This is a genomic window from Haloplanus vescus (genome assembly GCF_900107665.1).
Lineage (GTDB): Archaea > Halobacteriota > Halobacteria > Halobacteriales > Haloferacaceae > Haloplanus > Haloplanus vescus.
The window spans coordinates 590,754-607,648 of the sequence record NZ_FNQT01000001.1 but is presented as its reverse complement, the minus strand read 5'-3'; the positions used below and the strand labels follow the sequence as shown (position 1 = coordinate 607,648).

The 16,895-nt window shown below is 66.0% G+C and carries 21 protein-coding genes; 8 read left to right on the top strand and 13 right to left on the bottom strand.

Going from position 1 to position 16,895, the window contains the following annotated elements; all coding sequences use genetic code 11:
• Nucleotides 1-135: 135 nt before the first annotated feature.
• Entirely contained in the window at nucleotides 136-1,047 is a 912-nt protein-coding gene (locus tag BLU18_RS03245) for a thiamine-phosphate synthase family protein (protein ID WP_176791203.1), read from the bottom strand.
• 109 nt (nucleotides 1,048-1,156) lie between these two features.
• On the opposite strand from BLU18_RS03245, the gene BLU18_RS03240 reads away from it, so the two are divergent.
• Both BLU18_RS03240 and BLU18_RS03235 read left to right on the top strand, forming a co-directional pair.
• Nucleotides 1,157-1,501: a cupin domain-containing protein gene (locus tag BLU18_RS03240; RefSeq protein WP_092631392.1), complete on the top strand. Its 345-nt coding sequence runs from the start codon at nucleotides 1,157-1,159 to the stop codon at nucleotides 1,499-1,501.
• A 238-nt stretch (nucleotides 1,502-1,739) separates the two neighbouring features.
• Nucleotides 1,740-2,264 (top strand): plastocyanin/azurin family copper-binding protein, encoded by a 525-nt coding sequence (locus BLU18_RS03235; protein WP_092631389.1) that lies wholly within the window; start codon nucleotides 1,740-1,742, stop codon nucleotides 2,262-2,264.
• 11 nt (nucleotides 2,265-2,275) lie between these two features.
• Here BLU18_RS03235 and rdfA read toward each other — a convergent pair whose 3' ends face one another.
• The 8 genes from rdfA to BLU18_RS03195 form a co-directional block, all read right to left on the bottom strand.
• On the bottom strand, nucleotides 2,276-3,007 hold the full coding sequence (gene rdfA / locus BLU18_RS03230; protein WP_092631386.1) for a rod-determining factor RdfA: 732 nt from the start codon (nucleotides 3,005-3,007) through the stop codon (nucleotides 2,276-2,278).
• 70 nt (nucleotides 3,008-3,077) lie between these two features.
• Complete coding sequence (locus tag BLU18_RS03225; RefSeq protein WP_092631384.1) at nucleotides 3,078-3,380, bottom strand: cupin domain-containing protein; 303 nt, start codon at nucleotides 3,378-3,380, stop codon at nucleotides 3,078-3,080.
• Between the two features lie 53 nt (nucleotides 3,381-3,433).
• A complete protein-coding gene (locus BLU18_RS03220; RefSeq protein ID WP_092631381.1) occupies nucleotides 3,434-4,348 on the bottom strand; it encodes an ABC transporter permease in 915 nt (304 codons plus the stop codon).
• Nucleotides 4,341-5,297 carry an ABC transporter ATP-binding protein gene (locus tag BLU18_RS03215; protein ID WP_092631378.1) on the bottom strand — a complete coding sequence of 319 codons (957 nt, stop codon included), beginning with the start codon at nucleotides 5,295-5,297 and terminating at the stop codon, nucleotides 4,341-4,343. Before BLU18_RS03215 ends, BLU18_RS03220 begins: the two co-directional genes overlap by 8 nt.
• On the bottom strand, nucleotides 5,290-6,666 hold the full coding sequence (nosD, locus tag BLU18_RS03210) for a nitrous oxide reductase family maturation protein NosD (RefSeq protein WP_092631375.1): 1,377 nt from the start codon (nucleotides 6,664-6,666) through the stop codon (nucleotides 5,290-5,292). Before nosD ends, BLU18_RS03215 begins: the two co-directional genes overlap by 8 nt.
• A 2-nt stretch (nucleotides 6,667-6,668) precedes the next feature.
• Nucleotides 6,669-7,397: a hypothetical protein gene (locus BLU18_RS03205; RefSeq protein ID WP_245697863.1), complete on the bottom strand. Its 729-nt coding sequence runs from the start codon at nucleotides 7,395-7,397 to the stop codon at nucleotides 6,669-6,671.
• A gap of 143 nt (nucleotides 7,398-7,540) precedes the next feature.
• Nucleotides 7,541-9,538 carry a TAT-dependent nitrous-oxide reductase gene (nosZ, locus tag BLU18_RS03200; RefSeq protein ID WP_092631372.1) on the bottom strand — a complete coding sequence of 666 codons (1,998 nt, stop codon included), beginning with the start codon at nucleotides 9,536-9,538 and terminating at the stop codon, nucleotides 7,541-7,543.
• Nucleotide 9,539: 1 nt separating this feature from the next.
• Complete coding sequence (locus BLU18_RS03195; protein WP_092633594.1) at nucleotides 9,540-10,046, bottom strand: plastocyanin/azurin family copper-binding protein; 507 nt, start codon at nucleotides 10,044-10,046, stop codon at nucleotides 9,540-9,542.
• Nucleotides 10,047-10,230: 184 nt separating this feature from the next.
• On the opposite strand from BLU18_RS03195, the gene hemG reads away from it, so the two are divergent.
• On the top strand, nucleotides 10,231-11,517 hold the full coding sequence (gene hemG / locus BLU18_RS03190; protein WP_092631369.1) for a protoporphyrinogen oxidase: 1,287 nt from the start codon (nucleotides 10,231-10,233) through the stop codon (nucleotides 11,515-11,517).
• 20 nt (nucleotides 11,518-11,537) lie between these two features.
• On the opposite strand, the gene BLU18_RS03185 is transcribed toward hemG, so the two are convergent.
• Nucleotides 11,538-11,771, bottom strand: a complete 234-nt coding sequence (locus BLU18_RS03185) for a DUF2249 domain-containing protein (protein ID WP_092631367.1) — start codon at nucleotides 11,769-11,771, stop codon at nucleotides 11,538-11,540.
• A gap of 49 nt (nucleotides 11,772-11,820) precedes the next feature.
• The gene (locus tag BLU18_RS03180) at nucleotides 11,821-12,054 is read right to left on the bottom strand and encodes a DUF2249 domain-containing protein (RefSeq protein ID WP_092631364.1); all 234 of its coding nucleotides are present in this window, start codon (nucleotides 12,052-12,054) and stop codon (nucleotides 11,821-11,823) included.
• Nucleotides 12,055-12,185: 131 nt separating this feature from the next.
• On the opposite strand from BLU18_RS03180, the gene BLU18_RS03175 reads away from it, so the two are divergent.
• The 5 genes from BLU18_RS03175 (at nucleotide 12,186) to BLU18_RS03155 (ending at nucleotide 15,267) form a co-directional block, all read left to right on the top strand.
• Complete coding sequence (locus BLU18_RS03175; protein WP_092631361.1) at nucleotides 12,186-12,842, top strand: helix-turn-helix domain-containing protein; 657 nt, start codon at nucleotides 12,186-12,188, stop codon at nucleotides 12,840-12,842.
• A 55-nt stretch (nucleotides 12,843-12,897) separates the two neighbouring features.
• A complete protein-coding gene (locus BLU18_RS03170) occupies nucleotides 12,898-13,314 on the top strand; it encodes a winged helix-turn-helix domain-containing protein (protein ID WP_394327315.1) in 417 nt (138 codons plus the stop codon).
• Nucleotides 13,311-13,583 carry a DUF7521 family protein gene (locus BLU18_RS03165; RefSeq protein ID WP_092631358.1) on the top strand — a complete coding sequence of 91 codons (273 nt, stop codon included), beginning with the start codon at nucleotides 13,311-13,313 and terminating at the stop codon, nucleotides 13,581-13,583. The genes BLU18_RS03170 and BLU18_RS03165 overlap by 4 nt, the downstream gene beginning before the upstream one ends.
• A gap of 75 nt (nucleotides 13,584-13,658) precedes the next feature.
• Nucleotides 13,659-14,567 carry a cysteine synthase A gene (gene cysK / locus BLU18_RS03160; protein WP_092631355.1) on the top strand — a complete coding sequence of 303 codons (909 nt, stop codon included), beginning with the start codon at nucleotides 13,659-13,661 and terminating at the stop codon, nucleotides 14,565-14,567.
• A gap of 61 nt (nucleotides 14,568-14,628) precedes the next feature.
• Nucleotides 14,629-15,267, top strand: a complete 639-nt coding sequence (locus tag BLU18_RS03155) for a helix-turn-helix domain-containing protein (protein ID WP_092633590.1) — start codon at nucleotides 14,629-14,631, stop codon at nucleotides 15,265-15,267.
• Between the two features lie 102 nt (nucleotides 15,268-15,369).
• Here the strand turns inward: BLU18_RS03155 and BLU18_RS03150 are convergent, their stop codons facing one another.
• Nucleotides 15,370-16,383 (bottom strand): tyrosine-type recombinase/integrase, encoded by a 1,014-nt coding sequence (locus tag BLU18_RS03150; protein WP_092631352.1) that lies wholly within the window; start codon nucleotides 16,381-16,383, stop codon nucleotides 15,370-15,372.
• On the bottom strand, nucleotides 16,380-16,748 hold the full coding sequence (locus BLU18_RS03145; protein WP_092631349.1) for a DUF5805 domain-containing protein: 369 nt from the start codon (nucleotides 16,746-16,748) through the stop codon (nucleotides 16,380-16,382). Before BLU18_RS03145 ends, BLU18_RS03150 begins: the two co-directional genes overlap by 4 nt.
• Nucleotides 16,749-16,895 lie beyond the last annotated feature (147 nt).

Sequence of the window (16,895 nt, the reverse complement as noted above, 5' to 3'; positions counted from 1 at the left end):
AATGTAACATCTATCGGCTCCGATGACATTTAGTTTACCGGTCGGTGGCCGCGAGTACGGTTTATTGTAAATCGTCGCCGGTGGCTCGCCGAGACGGGCCGGCGAACCACCAGAGCACAGCTACGATAATCCGTATCAGCCGATTCGGTCGAGAATGGCGATAGCTCGCTCGACAGCGTCGACGGCACTCGTCCCGAGGACGTACGTAATCGGTTCGATGCCGAACGCGCCCTCGTGATAGAGCACTTGCGGGACGCCCGTCTCGAACAGGTCGTCGAGTCGCTGGCGCCGCCCCTCGTACTCGGGGTCGAAGTTGGCGACAGTGAGGGAGTCCGGCACGGCAGCCAGCAGGGCGTCGCTGGTCGCGAGGTTGACCGCGCCGCGGACCGTCTCGTCGGCCGCGGTGGCCGCCAGAAGCGTCGTCGCGACGTGGTGTGACGCGCCGAACTCGGGGTTCGCCGGGACATTGAGGCCGCCGCGCATCGCGTGGATGCGTCCCGGAACGGCCGCTACCTCGGTCTCGTTGCCCGGCGATGGGAGCGCCATCGCCACGTTCGTCCCGACGTTCGGGACGTGGTCGGCGACGGCCGGCGCGTTCGAGAACTGCCGAACCGCTCGTCTGACGTTCGCCAACACGTCGCGTTCGGCCTGCATGGCCTGGTCGCGTCCCCGAACGCACAGGTCACAGCCCATCCCCTCCAGCGCGGGCATCTCCTCCTCGTGAATCGCACAGATGGGGCCGCGGTCCTCGAAGGCGCGCACGAGTTCCAGCAGTTCGGCGAGGGCTTCGTAGTCGTCCATCGTCTCATTCTCGAACCCCTCGGCGATGCGTTCGACCGTCGCCTGCAGTCGCGGGTCGTCGACGAACCGCTCCTCGTCACGTCGCTCGTCCGAGAGATACTGGCTCACCGCGGCCTGCGACACGCCGAGTCGGTCCGCGATGGCTCGCTGTGCGAAGCCACGCGCTTCGAGTTCCGCGGCCAGCATCGACCGGACCGTCGGCAGGAATCGCTCGACGACGATTTCGCTCGGCAACTGCACCGTCACGGCGACACCCTCCGCCGTCTCCAGTTCATACCCCAACACGCGGCGGCCGCGACTTATACTGTCGGCCGGATTCACCAACTCTTTCGAGTCGGCATCCGAACCACCGCTCATGCGACCCGTCTCCTTCGACGACGCCGAGACGTACGAACCGGACGAGGGCTGGCGCCGCGTGTCGCTGGCCGGGAGCGACCAGTTCTCCTTCGAGTGGTTCGAGAAACCGCCTGGGCACTCCTCGCCGATGCACGACCACGAGAACGAACAGGTCTGCCTGGTGTTACAGGGCGAGATGACCGTCTACACCGAAGACGACGCGGTGACGCTCGGCCCCTACGACTCCGTCCTGCTGGAATCCGGCGAACCCCACCGCGTCGAGAACACGGGCGAGGAACGCGCCGTCGGCCTCGACGTGTTCGCTCCGGGACGCTCTTTCGACTTCTGGACCGACCGGGAGTAGCGCCCTCGAACGCGTGGTAGAATATCATCAGTTAGATTACTATAATTGTTCTCGCGAGCATCGGCAACGTACGGAGTACATTTCGAGCGCCTGAAAGCTGGTTTTGGCACGCTCTACTCCATCGATGCCCCGAAAACATACTCGAAATCGTGCGATTTCGAGGATATATTGTAACAACCCATAAGTCCTTGTCACTATTTCAGCAGCCTTATATAATGGAGTTGGAAACGGGTGACCGATGTCACGCAAGCCAACTCGGTTCGTGAGTCGACGACAGTTCGCGGCGACGTTCGCGGGCGTCGTACTCGCCGGTTGTTCGAGTGGTGGGAGTGGCGGCGAAAGTAGCGACGATGGAAGTAGTGGCGACGGAAGCACCGCGACGGCGACGGGGACGCCGGAGCCCACGTCCACGTCGACGGCGACGGCCACCCCTTCCCCGGAGGCGGACGTAACCATCGAAGTCGGTCCCGATGGGAACTACCTCAATTTCGTTCCGACACGAGTTCGACTCTCGAAGGGCGACACGGTCGAGTGGGTGTTCAAATCCTCTGGGCACAACGTCTGTTGTCACCCCGAACACAGCTCGAAGGCCGTGCTCCCGGACGGCGCGGAGCCATTCGGCAGTCATCCGTCCGGCAACAACGAGGCAGTCGACCCGACCGGGTCGCGCTACACGCACACCTTCGAGACGGCGGGCGACTACTCCTACGTCTGCGTGCTGCACGCGCACAACGGCATGGTCGGGCATCTGACGGTCCGGTAGACCGTTCCTCGTCAGAGCCCAACGACTGCCAGTACGTCGGCGAGATACGGGCCGTTGAGTAGCGCCCGCGACCCCTCGAATACCCCGAACAGGGCGGCGGCGGACCGTTCGCTGACGCGTTCCCGATTCGTCTCTTCGGCGTGTGTCTCGCAGACGTACCCGCGTTCGACCGCCGTCTGGAACGACGCGCTCGCCGAACAGTCCGGACAGCGAAGCTCTACCTGTACGTCCACGTCAGCCCCCTCGGCGTCGGGCAGGCGTCCCGTGGACGCCAGCGACGACAGCACCGACCGAGTCTTCTCGGCGGCCTGTGTCGTCGCCATTTCGACGGTGTTGGTCTGCCAGTCGGTCGACGCCGTGGCTGGCTCTTTCGTGGCGTCGAGACAGTCTTTGAGGTGGTGGCGCATCGTGCTCCACGACACCAGTTCGTCGGCGAGGCGGTCGATGTCGAGGCCATCCGCCGCCAGGTCGGCGGCCAGTTCCTCGCGTTCCGCGCTCGCGTCGCCCGTGACGAGTTCGTACTCCCGGTCGAGGTGGACGCTCGTCACGTCGCGCCCGTGGGCGTCGTAGCGTCGCCGGAGCACCTGCTTGTTGAACCACTCGGTGAGTGGCTTGTAGCCCTCGGCATTGTGACCGTCTCGCCCCGTCCAGCGTGCGACCAGATACTCGTCGACCGAGTCGTACGCCGGGTCGTGGATGGGCAACGCGTAGCGTTCCAAGAGCGTATCGACCTTGCAGACCATCCCAGTCACACGTCAGTCTACCCGATAATAAGGGTACTGTGAGGGGGTGGTCGGCGCCCCCGCTTCGTCGTCACTCTTCGGTGGGTGCGAAGACGACGACGGCGGTGCTCGGCTCTATCGCGCGCGGCGAGATTTCGCGCTCGCCGCTGAACTGGACGAGTTCGCCGGCCGTCACCTCCAGCGTCTCCCCGTCCAGCGACAGTTCGAGATGGCCGGAGACGAGATGGAGGACGATGTCCGTCCCGGGGTGGGTGTGGTCCGGAACGTGTTCGTCGGCGTCGAGTTGGAGTCGAACGGCGCGCGGGCGGTGCGCCTCGAATATCTCCGCGTGCGGCGTTGCCGTCAGGTCGTCGAGCGTCGTAAGTTCCGACATTCCGTCGACCCTTCGTCGCCGCCGGGAGTGAGCGTTCGGCCGAACGTGTTCGCCTAGATGGACCGCCGGCGGAAGGCGACGACGGCCCCCGCGACGGGCAGGACTATCCAGGCGACGAGCGCGGCGACGAGGACGGGCGCCGTGAGTCCCGTCGTGGTGAGGACGCTCGTGAAGCCACCCGCCGTCGCCGACACGCTCCGAAGCACGAGCACTCGGAAGATGTCGCCGGGGTTGGCGAGGACGGCGGCCGCGACGACCGACTGGGGCAGGTCGAAGGCGGCGACGAGGCCCAACGCCAGCAGGTCGTGGACGAGGACGAACCACACCCACGCGGCGAGGGCGGCGCCGAGGGCGTGGGTCTTCTCCCGCGCGAGCGTCGAGGCGAGGACGCTGACCCCGAGGAAGGCGAGGGCGGCGCCGACGGTGATGAGGGCGACGCCGGCGTACGCGCCCAGCACGCCCGCGCCAGCGAGGCGGACGAACGCCGCGCCGCCGAGCGCCAGTCCGATGAGAATCCCGCCGGTCAGCGCCGCCGCGCGGCCGAGATACGTCCCGACGATGACGGCGGTGTTCGACAGCGGGAGCGTGAGGAGCATCTCCAGCGACCCGCTCTCGTCGGCGCCGACGATGGTGTCGAAGCCGGCCGCAAGCGCGGCCAGCGGAACGAGGTAGACGCCGAGTTGCGCGAAGCTCGCGAGCACCGCCGAGGCGCGCGCGGGGCCGACGTTCGAGCCACCGAGGAACACGAGCGCCGTGGAGAACAGCGCGAACAGGACGGCCGTGCCCAGCAACCACCGCCGCCGAACCGCCAGTCGGTACTCGCGGGCCGCGACCCGAGTCACGTCACGCGCGGACGCGACGATGGACTTCGTGCCCGTCTCGGTCGCCGTCGCCGTCTGCATCTCCGCGACCGAGTCCGCTTGGGTGGCAGTCGCGCCGCCGTCGGTCGTCGGCGTCTCGTCAGTCATCGCGCTCACCTCCCGTCGAGAGGGCGACGCCACGACTCGCGGTGACGGCGTCGCGGAACACGGCGTCGAGGCCCGGTTCGGATATCTCCACGTCGACGACGGCCGTCGCGTCCCGGAGTCGGTCGAGGACGTCGAACACCCGGTCGCGGTCACAGTCGAGGCGGAGTCGGGGCGGGTCTGCGGTCGCAGTCGTCACGCCGTCCCACGACGCCACGCGTTCGGCGACGGTCGCGGCGTCGTCCTCGACAGTCGCGGTCACGGTGACGGCGTCGCCGGTCGTCCGCCGGAGGTCGGTCACGTCGCCCGCGACGCGGACACTCCCGTCGTCCAGAATCACCACGCGGTCACAGAGGCGCTCGATTTCCGAGAGCACGTGTGACGTGACGAGGATGGTGATGTCCGTCTCCTCGGCGAGCGCCTCGATGATGTCGTGGAAGTTGCTGACGCCAACCGGGTCGAGGGCGGCGGTCGGCTCGTCGAGCAACAGCACGTCGGGGTCGCCGACGAGCGTCGTTGCGAGGCCGAGCCGTCGGTTCATGCCGTTCGAGTAGCCGCCGACGGGGCGGTCCGCGGCCTCGTCCAGTCCCACCGTGTGAAGCACGCGTTCGACGCGGTGCTCTCGCTCGTCGGCCGGGAGGCCGCGGATTTCGGCGTGGAAAGTTAGCACTTCACGCCCCGTGAACGACGGGGGAAACCCCGCGCTCTCGGGCAGGTAGCCGACCCGCTCTCGGAGCGTGGCCCCGGCGTCGGGCGTGAGTCCGCCGACCGACACCGTGCCGGCATCGGGCGTCTCGTGGCCGACGAGCATCTTGAACAGCGTCGTCTTGCCAGCGCCGTTACAGCCGATGAGGCCGACGGTCTCGCCGCGGTCGACCGACAGAGAGACGCCGTTCAAGGCGGTGACGCTGCCGTATCGTTTCTCGACGTCCTGAAGTTCGATTTCACTCATAGTAACGCCTCCAGTTCTCGTGTGGGGGGCTGACCAGCGGGTGGTGGTCGACGACGCCCGGCGTCTCGATGAGGGGGACGGACTGTATCCCCAGACGCACGGCGTCGAAGGCGGGACTCGACGCGAAGACGGACGCTGCCGGCTGCTGTCGCGTGAGGCGGTCGAGTGCGCCGTCGGCCTGGAACCGAACGTCGCTGACGCCGTCGTGGTCCACGTCGACCGCGTTGGCGTCCGACCAGTAGTTGCCACGCTCGCTGTCGTTCCAGGCGACCTGTTCGCCGATGACGGCCTTCATCGCTTCGTCGTTGCGGATGAACGAGTTGCCGTAGCCGCGTTCGCGGACGCTCCCCCCGGTGAGGTGGACACCAACGTCGTTTTCGAGCACGAGGTTGTGCGCAATCGTGTTGTCGAGGGAGTTGTAGACGAACAGTCCATTCTCGTTCCCGACGAGGTCGTTTCCGGCGATGCGGGTGTGGTCGACGCTCTTGACCAGAATCCCGTGGCCGCTACTGCCGGTGTTGTTCACCGCCGTGTTGTTGACGACTTCGAGGCGGTCCGAGAGCATCAGCGCGTATCCTACGTCGTTGTCGAACGCCGTGTTGTTGGCGAGTCGACAGTCGTCGGAGTACATGTAGTGGACGCCGTAGCGGAGGTCCCACATCGTGTTGTTCCGGGCCACCACGTCGGAACTCCACGAGAAGTAGATGCCGTCGCGGACGTCCGTGATGGAGTTGTTCTCGAGGACGGCGTCGTGGGCCTCCCAGAGCTGGATGCCGTTCCCGCGGTTCGAGAGGCGACTGATGGACTCCCGGCCGACGATGGTCGTGTCACGAATCGTCGCGGACGTGGCGCCGTTGACCCAGACGCCGAACGTCGTGTTGGTGACGCGGACGCCGTCGACGGTGGCGTTCGCGCCGTTGAGCCACACCGCGGCGTCGTTGTCGGCGGTGCTGTAGCCCGCGTTCCGCACCCAGACGTGCCGCACCGTCACGTCGGAGGCGTTCACCGTCAGCACCGTCCCCTCGCCGTCGCCGGAGACGACCGCTTCGCTCGGCGACGCGCCGACGATGCTGACGCCCCGCGTCTCGACGGTCACCGGCCCCGACACCTCGCCGACGACCCGGATGGTGTCACCGGGCGCGGCGGCGTCGAGTGCCGACGCGAGCGTGTCGTAGCGGTCGCCCCCGACCGTCGCGTACCCGTCGCTCGGCGGCGCGGCGAAGTCGTACTCTGCCGGTACCGAGGCGTCGAACGCGATTCGGTCGGTCTCCTCGACTGGCGCACTCGGTGCCGCGACGGCGGCGCCGACGCTCGTCACGAGGAGTACGACCGTTGCGACGGCGAATCCGCGCTCGAACCGTCCGGGCATGGCTACCTCCCTCCCGCTTCGTCGACGGATGCCGTCCGTTCGCGCTGTCCGAGACGCGCCGCGATTCCGCGGGCCACGTCGCCGGCCGTCGCGGTGCTGTCGCGGTAGTAGAACGCCACGACCAACAGTCCCACCGCGAGCATGGCCATGTACGCCCCGACGCCGAACCGGGAGTAGCTCGTGATGTTCGCTACCTTGTACGTCCCCCAGAGCGGCGGCGTGAACCCCTCCACACCCATCACGGGCGCGCCGGGGTCGAGGTGGTGGCCGGCCTGGTAGAGTCGGTACTGGATGTCCGCGAGCATCACGCCGAACACCGCCGCCGTCCCGGCGAGTTGGGCGAAGAGTCCGCGTTTGAGCTTTCGGGTGCTGGGCGCCAGCGCGACGAAAGCACTACACGCCGACACCACGACGAACGCCAACGGGCCGAACGACCACTCGGGCACGTTGACGGCGTACTCGTGTGGTTCGTAGTTGGGCTGCCAGTACACCGGGTCCGGGTAGTAGAAGCCGATGTACTTGTTCAGATTCGCCATCTCGGCGTAATCACCCGAGATGCGCGGATACGCGTACAGGTGTAAGTTGAGCGTCGTGCTCGGGTACTGGACCGCGTGGACCTCGATGGACCACATCGGGAAGAGTAGCGCCGCGACGAACAGCACCGCCGCTACCAGTGGGAGCCCGCGACGGAGCTCCAAGAACGCTGACTTGGGTGGGAGTTCGTAGCTCATGGTGTCACCTCGCGCCGGGGTCCGTCCGACGAACCCCAGTGTCAGCCACGCGGGCCGCTTGCACACCCCGCGTGACTGCTGGGGCCGTCGACGCCGACGTCAGTCGGGGTCAGTGGCTGGGTCGGCAATCGACGACATACCGCTCAGCCATCGCGTGGCTCCACGATCATCCGCGAGCGCATCTCGAGGTGGAGTGCGCTGCAGAAGTACGTGCAGTAGAACCAGTACACGCCAGGCTTGTCCGCGGTGAACGTGACTTTCTGGGTGTCCTGGGGCGCGATGGCGAGGTGGATGTCGTACTCGGGGATGGCCAGTCCGTGGATGATGTCACGGACGCCCTCGATGTTCGTCACCGTGAGCGTGACTTCGTCGCCCTCCTTGACGGTGAACTCGCTGAGGCCGTACTCGGAGCGCATCGACGACATCTTCACGTCCACGGACTGCTCGCCCGTGCGCTCGACGCCGGAGTTCTGCTGGGTGACGAACTCCTTGTCGGTCCGGTAGTCGGACTTGTCCCACGTCGTCGCCGGGTCGAGTTTGTCCTTGTGCGCGAAGACGCAGTCGTGTGGCTCCGGATACGCCGGGTGATCCGCGACCAACTCCATCTCCTTCTCGCCCTGCCCGATGTGGATGAGCTGGTCGTTGTCCGGGTGAATGGGGCCGACCGGCAGGAACCGATCCTTGGAGAGCTTGTTCAGCGAGACGAGCCACTCGCCGTCTGGGTCCGTCGTCATCGCCTCCACGGCCTGAATGTGGCCGGGGTTGTAGTGGACGTCCTGCTTCTCGAGGATCGGCTCCGTCGAGTTGTTCTCCGCCTCGACGGCGGCCTCGATGTCCCACTTGACCGCCTGCGAGTCGATGAACAGCGAGGTGTACGCGTGGCCGTTGCCGTCGAAAGTCGTGTGAAGCGGGCCGAGACCGACCTTCGGACGGCCGGCGACGACGTCCTCGGGGTCGCTGGACTCGTCGAGCGCGTCGATATCCAGCATGGTGACCGTCGGCGACAGCTTGCCGGCGACCATCGCGTAATCGCCGTTTGGCTCCACTTCGACACAGTGGGGGCTCTTCGGCGTCGGGATGTATCGCACGATGGGGTTGTCGCCCTGATTGAGGGAGCTCTCTTGGGTCCCGTCGACGATGGGGACGCCGTTGACCTCCTCGTAGTTGCCGTTCTCGACGGCTTGCTCGATGGCCGGCACGTCGAAGGCCTTCACGTAGTCGCGGTCGTCGTGGGTCATCCCCGAGACTTCGACGGCCTCCTCGGAGTTGTACGCCGAGGAGATGGCCCAGCGGCCGTCCTTGTCGGTGTCGACGATGTCGAGGTTGCCGTCGACTTTCACCTGCCACTCCGTCTCCATCGTCTCGGGGTTGATGGCCGCGAACAGCGACTCGTAGTTCTCGGGCGAGTGCACGTCACGACCGTCATTCGGGAGCGGCGTCCGGAACTCGCCGTTGCCGAAGATGTACTTCGTGTCGGGACTCTGGACGGTACACCCGTGGATGGCCTGCATGTTCGGCACGTCGGTGATGGCGTCCGTCTCGAAGTACGTGAGGTTCACGCGGGCGAGTCGCCCGTTCGCCTTGTCGTTCACCCAGAGGTACTCGCCGTCGTAGTCGCCGTCCGTCTCGGAGAGCACCGGGTGGTGGTTGTCGCCCCACGTGTAGTCGCCGGCGTCCTCCAGCATCTGCCGGGTTTCGTCGTCGTACCCGTAGCCCCGCGAAGCGTCCTTGTTGAACACGGGGATGCGCATCAGGACGCGCATCGACGGGATGCCCATGACGCGGATTTCGCCGGACTGACCGCCGGACCAGAAGCCGTAGTACTCGTCGTGTTCGCCGGGTTCGACCAAGTGCTCCGGCGTCGACCCGCCCGAGGACTGCTGGTTGGACCCGCTCTGACCGCCGTTCATCAGGCTCCCGGTACAGCCCGCGAGCCCGGACATCACACCGGTCGCTGCGCCCGCTTTCATGAAGTCACGCCGGTCGAGTTCGAGACCGGCGAGGTTCAGGGACGGGGAGTCGTCGCTCGGCGTCGGCTCGTCGACCTCCGCGAGGAGGTCTTGGAGTTCTTTCTCGTGTCGCTCGACCAGTGCGTCGGGGTCGAGCACGTCGTCGTCCGAGTCGGATGGCGTGTTGGTCATATCAAACCACCTTGATGGAGCCGACCATCCCGCTCATCTCGTGCGGGATGCAGTAGTACTCGTAGGTGCCGGTCGTCTCGAACGTGTGTTCGTACGTTTCGCCCTGTGCGATGGACCCTTGGTCGGGGTAGGCGTCGTTGGCTGCCTGCTCGCTCTCGGCGCCACCGGACGCGAAGTACGTCGCCCCGTCGGGAATCTCGCCCTCGTAGGCCGTCACCGAGTGTGCGACGGCGCCGACGTTCTCCCAGGTGACGGTCGTCCCCGCGGACACCTGGATCTGCTTGGGCGCGAACGCCAGTTCGTCCGTCATTTCGACCGTGCTGGTCTCGGTCCACGACCCGGAGCCACCGCTCCCGGAACCGCCGCCGGAATCGCCGGTCTCAGTGGCCTCGGAACCGCCACCGCCTCCGCTGCCGCCGCCGGACCCCGACGAACAGCCGGCAAGTGCGACCCCGCTCGCTGCGCCTGTAAGCGCTAGAAAGCGCCGACGCGAATAGTGCTCGTTCATGCTTGCCTCCACTTGGCAGTCATACCGAGACCTACGTATATCGTCGCGCAAAATCCGGAACGCTGGGAACGCCCCCGAACGTGTTCGGGTCCCTGTCGGTGGGGTGTCTTTCTCTGTGGTGTCGGCGCCCCGACGAGAACATCTTCGGCGCGAACTACACCTGCGTCCTCACGAATCGTCAGCTATGACAGTCGGCATCGTCGGCGGCGGCATCACGGGCTTGGCGCTGCAGCACTACCTCTCGGCAGAGGGCGTCGAGAGCGTCGTCTTCGACGCCGCGTCCGAACCCGGCGGCGTCATCGACAGTCGTCGCGTCGAGGGGCGCGTCCTCGATTTCGGCCCGCAGCGAACCCGGCTCTCGCCGCCGCTCGACTCGCTGGTCGACTCGCTGGGCCTGCGCGACGAACTCCGCGAGGCCGACGACGGCCCCCTGTACGTGTATCGGGACGGCGCGCGCCGCCGCGTCCCGTTCACGCCCCGGGAGGCCGTCGAGACGGACCTCCTCTCGTGGCGGGGCAAACTCCGCCTGTTGGCGGAACCGTTGACGGGGCCGCCACGCGACCAGGAGACGATAGAGACGTTTCTGACGCGCACGCTCGGGCGCGAGGCCGCGCAGTATCTCGTTGGCCCGCTCTACGCCGGCGTCTACGCCTCTCACCCCGACGAGATGCGGGTGAAACACTCCTTCGGGCGCGCGCTCGACGCCCACGACGTGTCCGGGAGCCTCCTCGTCGCGGCCGCGAAGGCGGCGCTCCGCGGGGCGGACCTGCCGCCGGCCGTCACGTTCGACGACGGCATGCAGACGCTCCCCGAGGCACTCTACGCGGCCCACCGGGACCGGGTCCACCTCGACACGCCGGTCGAAGCGGTTCGCGACGCGGCCGAGGGGTTCCGACTGGAGACGCCGTCTCGGTCGGTCCCGGTGTCGACGGTGATTCTGACGACGCCCGCCGCGACCACCGCCGGCCTCCTCGACAGCGTCGCGCCCGAGACGGCGCAGGCGCTGGCCCAGCTGACGTACAACTCGCTGGTCGTCGTTCACCTCGCCGCGGAGGCGACACTCGACGGGGCGGGCCATCAGGTCCAGTACGACGAGGACTACCGGACGCTCGGAGTCACGTACAACGCGAGTCTGTTCGGACGCGACGGCGTCTACACCTGTTATCTGGGTGGGTCGCGGTATCCGGACTTGCTCGACGAATCCACCGCGACCCTCCGCCGTCTCGCGGAGAGCGAGTTCCGCGAGATGACGGGCGTCGACGCCCGCGCGTTGACCGTGCGCCGGCGCCCGAACGTGATGCCCGCCTACGACACGTCGTGGGACGCCCTCGACGACGTGGCGACGCCTCCGGGAATCCATCTGTGTGCGAACTACGAGTCACGCGCGGGGCTCCCGGGGCGAGTTCGGCAGGCGAAAGGAGTGGCGACGCGAGTGGCAGCAGTCGCGACCGGCGACCGCATGGCAGTGTGACGCCGGCGGGCGATTCGCAGCTACTTCTTGGGGAACGTTGCGACGAACTTGTCTTCGTGCTGTCGTTCGACGTTGTAGCCTTCGGGGTCGAACGCGTCGACTTCGGCCTGCATCTCGTAGAACAGCGGTTTCGGGTCGTGGTCGTTGATTAGCGTCAGCTCCTCACCGCTCTCCAGGTCGTCAAACGCGTTGTGAATCTTCGGATGGCGCTGCGAGGGTGGCAGTTCACGGACGTCGATGGTCGGTCCTGGCATGCACGTTTCCCTCGTCGTTATCGTCCCCTGCCAGTTTCTCCGAACATGTTCACGCGTGGGTAATCGACACGCGCCACTCGTCCGCTGCCACCTGCGTCGTCTCGTACTCGAATCCCCGCTGTTCGAGCACGTCGTACAGCGGTTCGGGTTCGAAACTGTTGACGAGGACGAGCGTCTCGCCCGCCGGCAGCGTTCGGAGCGCGTCTTGGATGTCGCTGAACGGTTCCCCCTCGATTTCGCGAGCGTCGAGTTCCTGAACGTCGTCAGCGGTACTGGCGCTCATACGCTACACCTCGGAGCGATAATATAAACAGATTCTCCCGATGGTGTTCGGGTGGGTCTTCTGTCTCCCTACGTGAACATGTTCGGGGCCAGCGATTGGGGGACGAGTCGAATATATTCGACTGAACACCGATGCCCCAAGCCAACCTCACCGTCACGATTCCGGAGGGAGTATGGATCGGTGACGTCTCCCGACGCTACCCGGACGCGAGCATTCGCATCCTGGCGGCGCTCGCGGACGACGACGCCGGCGTGGGACTCACCGAAATCACTGCCCCGGACCTACAGGACGTCGTCGCCGACATCCAGTCCAGCGACTCGGTGACCGAACTCGAGGTGTTACAGCGGTACGAGGACACGGTGCTCGTCCAGTTCGAGACGACGATGCCCCTGCTCCTCTTCCCGGTACAGGGGTCGGGCGTCCCGCTCACGATGCCGTTCACCATCGAGGACGGCGAAGCCGAGTGGGAGCTCACCGCCCCGCAGCATCGACTGTCCGAACTCGGCGAGCAACTCGAGGCGTTCGACATCCCGTTCACGGTCAACGAGGTACACCAGCGCATCGAACCCGAGCAACTGCTGACCGACCGGCAGCTGCGACTCGTGACCGCCGCCGTCGAACACGAGTACTACGACACGCCGCGAGGCTGTTCGCTCACGGAACTCGCGGACGAGTTGGATTTCGCCAAATCGACGTGTAGCGAGACGCTGCACCGCGCGGAAGGCAAAATCGTCAAGCAGTTCGTCGAGAACGCCGACGAGGCGACCATCGAATCGACGCATCCATGAGATGCATCGCTCCCGCACGCCACTATGACGCGCCGAACGCACACGCTACAAGACCATGACTATCAACGTCTCTCACTCCGACCGCTCTCGCGAGGAAGCCATGGGTGACCCGTTCGCCCCGGACCCACCCGACCTCCAGGACGTACTGGACGCACTCGACGACACCGCGTGTCACACGATCATCGAGCATCTCGAACGCCCGATGACGGCGGCCGAACTCTCCGAGGCCTGTGACATCCCGGAGTCGACGATGTACCGCAAGCTCGACCTCCTCAGCGACGCGTCGCTGGTCGACGAACAGATCGAAGTCCGGTCGAACGGGCAACACACCACGAGATACACGCGCAACTTCGATGCGGTCCGCATCGAACTCGACGAGGACCGCACCATTGACCTCGATATCGAGCGCCGGTCGCAGTCGCCGGACGAACAGCTGGTCGAACTCTGGTCGGACGTGCGTAGCGAGACATGAACGCGACGACAGTCGTCGTCGCCCTCAAGACGCTGACCCTCGCTCTCGGAGGGTCCATCACGTTCTACGCGTTCAAGGCCTCTCGGCGAACCGGGTCGGACTCGCTCCGAGCGCTGGCGCTCGGGTTCGGCACCATCACGCTCGGCGCGCTCCTCGCCGGCATCGTCGACCAACTGCTACCGCTCGACCACCATCTGGCGCTCGTCGTTGAGAGCCTCTGTACGACGCTCGGGTTCGCCGTCATCCTCGTCTCGCTGTACGTCGATTGACCGACAGTCGTAGGGTTTGAACACCCACGGTTCCGTGGGCCGATTCGGAAGGTTCCTCGCACCGACTGTAAACCGATGCACGTCGCAGCCGATAGCACCGAACTCATCGGCCAGACGCCGCTGGTCCGACTCAGTTCGGTGGCCGAGAACGTTGTCGGAAAGCTCGAATCGTTCAACCCGAACCAGTCGGTGAAAGACCGCGTCGGGGTCGCGCTAATCGAACGCGCACGCGAGGAGGGACACCTCGATAGCGACACCACCATCATCGAACCGACGAGCGGCAACACCGGCATCGGCCTCGCCTTCACCGCCGCTGCGAAGGGCAACGACGTAATCCTCACCATGCCCGAGTCGATGAGCGAGGAACGCCGCCAACTCCTCGGCGCCTTCGGCGCCGAAATCGTCTTGACGCCCGCCGATGCGGGGATGGACGGCGCCATCGAACGCGCGCAGTCGCTGGCGGACGAGATGGACAACACCTTCGTCCCCCAGCAGTTCGCCAACGGTGCGAACCCGTGGATTCACCGCCAGACGACCGGCCCGGAGATATGGGAGGACACCGACGGCGAGGTGGACATCGTCGTCGCCGGGGTGGGCACCGGCGGGACCATCACCGGCGTCTCCGAGTACATCAAAGAGGAACAGGGCAAAGACGGCCTCCAGTCCGTCGCGGTCGAACCCGCCGAATCGGCCGTGCTGTCCGGGGAGGACGCGGGGTCGCACGGCATTCAGGGCATCGGCGCCGGGTTCGTCCCCGACGTGCTCCGACAGGAGTTGCTCGACGACGTGGTGACCGTCACTCGCGACGACGCCGTCGATATGGCTCGCCACCTCGCCACGGAGGAGGGGATTCTGGTCGGCATGTCCGGCGGCGCCGCCGTCGACGCCGCAGCACAGGTTGCCGACCGCGTCTCTTCGGAGGAGCTGATCGTCGTCATCCTCCCCGACACCGGCGAGCGCTACCTCTCGACCGACCTCTTCTGACGCCCGCCCCGCGAAGATATTCGGGGCTACTGCCTTGCTCGACGAACGGCGACCGTTCACTATGGCGTCTGGACTGCGCATCGACCTCAACGTGAGTGACCCTGGGACGTGCCCCGTGGCGCGCGTCTCGGGCGAGTCCGACACGCCGGCCAGGTCGGTTTCGCGCGCTTCGATTCCGGACTCGGAGGGGCGAATCGCCGAGGAGTTCACCGTCGGCGCCTCCGCGACGGTTCCCGAGAGCGGCGTCTCCGAAGTCGCGTCCTACGACTCACACACCGTCTATCGCTTCCGCCGGTCCCGAGAACAGCCGTGTGTCTGTGAGCGCGTCGAGACGTTCGGCTACCCCGTCTCCGACGTTCACGCCACCGACGGCTCGCTCGCCATCACCTTCCACGCCCCGGACCTCGACGCCGTGCAGGCCATCGTCTCGGACCTCCGGGAGCGCTTCGGCGGCATCGAACTCCGGAAACTCACCGAAGTCGACGGCGACAGCACCGACCTCGTGTTCGTCGACCGGAGTCGGCTCACCGCCCGCCAGCGCGAAGTCGTCCGGGCGGCCTACGACATGGGCTACTTCGAACACCCGAAGCGGTCGAACGCCGGCGAGGTGGCGAGCGAACTCGACGTGTCGCGTGCCACGTTCCGAGAACACCTCGCTGCCGCCCAGCGGAAACTGCTCGATGCGATTCTGAACGCCTGAGGCGTGTGATTTCTCGACGTTAGTTCCGAACGTTGGGGTCGAGATTCGAATATAGATTTCGTATAGCGAAATACAGTTTATCTATCGCGCTCGCGACGCCACTCACGTCAATTTGTAGATGTTTTCTTCGTAGGTAATCCGCACTCGGTCACCCCAGTCGTGGGTGTAGGTGTCGATGATGTCGCTCGCCACGTCGCCGCGGAGGTACTTCACAATGCCTCGGTCCCCGGTTCGGTCCCGGAGGTGGGTCGTGAAGAAGTGCCGGAAGTAGTGGGGTGTGACGTTCTCTTCCGCGCCGCCGCCGTCGCGGTGCCACCCGCGTTCGCGCGCGTGGGATTCGACGACGTGGTGGACGGCGTGTGGCGTGACGCGTTCGCCCCACCCGTCGCGCGTGCTCACGAAGAGGGGGTTCGCACGGGCGGGGTCCGGACGAATCGCCAGCCAGCGACTCAGCGCGCGGCGGAGTTCGTCGTCGACGGGGACGACCGTCGCTCGCTTGCGCTTGTTCGCCGCCGTCCGCTCTTCGCCGTCGATTTCGTCGCCGACGGCGCGGTCGGCGGCGACGAACAGTGCGTCCCCGCGTCCGTCGAGCTGCGGGCGGACGGACACGTCGAGTGTGTCGCGCGTCACCGGAATCGAGAGGTCTCGAAGGTCGAGATTGCAGAGTTCGCCCACGCGTACTCCGGTTTTGAGCAGCGTCAGAAGGAGTGCGCGGTCGAGGGGATGCGCCACCGACGTGACGAACTCTCGCATCTGGGGAATCGAGATTTCGCGTCGCGCCGGGTCGGTGTTGATTCGCTCGTCCATCTCCTCGACGACGAGCGTCATGGGGTTGGAGTCGAAGGTTCCGACTTGGGTCATGTAGGCGTAGAATCGGTGGAGGTAGGCGGCGTAGGTGGCGACGGTGCTCTCGGCGACGGTGCCTCGGAGGCGGTGAATCCACGCCATGCAGTCGCGGTGCTCTGCGGTGGCGGGGGTCGCTCCGCGCTCGGCCGCGAGGAACGACTCGAACTTCCGGAGGACGCGCTCGTAGGCGGCGCGGGTGCGGTCGGTCTTCCCGTGGTAGGTCATGTCTTGCAGGAAGTAGCCCACGGGGTCGTCGACGGTGTCGCTCATTCGTCTGTCAGGGTGTAGCCGCCGTGGCGTCCGCTGTACTGGACGACGTTCGCCTCCTGCAGTTCGTTCAGCGTCTCCTCGAGTCGGTCTTCCACGCCGTCGGTCACCTCGTCGAGCAGGGCGTCCCACGAACGGTGTTCTTCCACGTTCAGGGCGTCTTTCACCCGGGGTTCGAGCCCCGAAGACCCGCCTTCAGCGGGTTCCTCTGTGGACGGCTGCTCGGGAATCTCGAAATCGCGTCGTCCGGCCTGTACCATCGTTCGCACGAACTCGCTTTGACTCATCCCGAGTCGGTCGGCGTGCTCCTGCCAGCGTTCCTTCTGGTAGGGCGGGACGTACGTCTTCACCGGGACTGTGTCTCCCATACGTGGTCCTCGATTGCCGGTTACTTCAAAGTAGTCCTAGTTGGCCGAATAAAGACTCTTATTTGTGGTTGTAGTGCTGTGAATGACGGTCAAATATCGGTGTATTTGTGGAAATGGGCCCAATTTTGCCCCCAAAGTAGTACTACG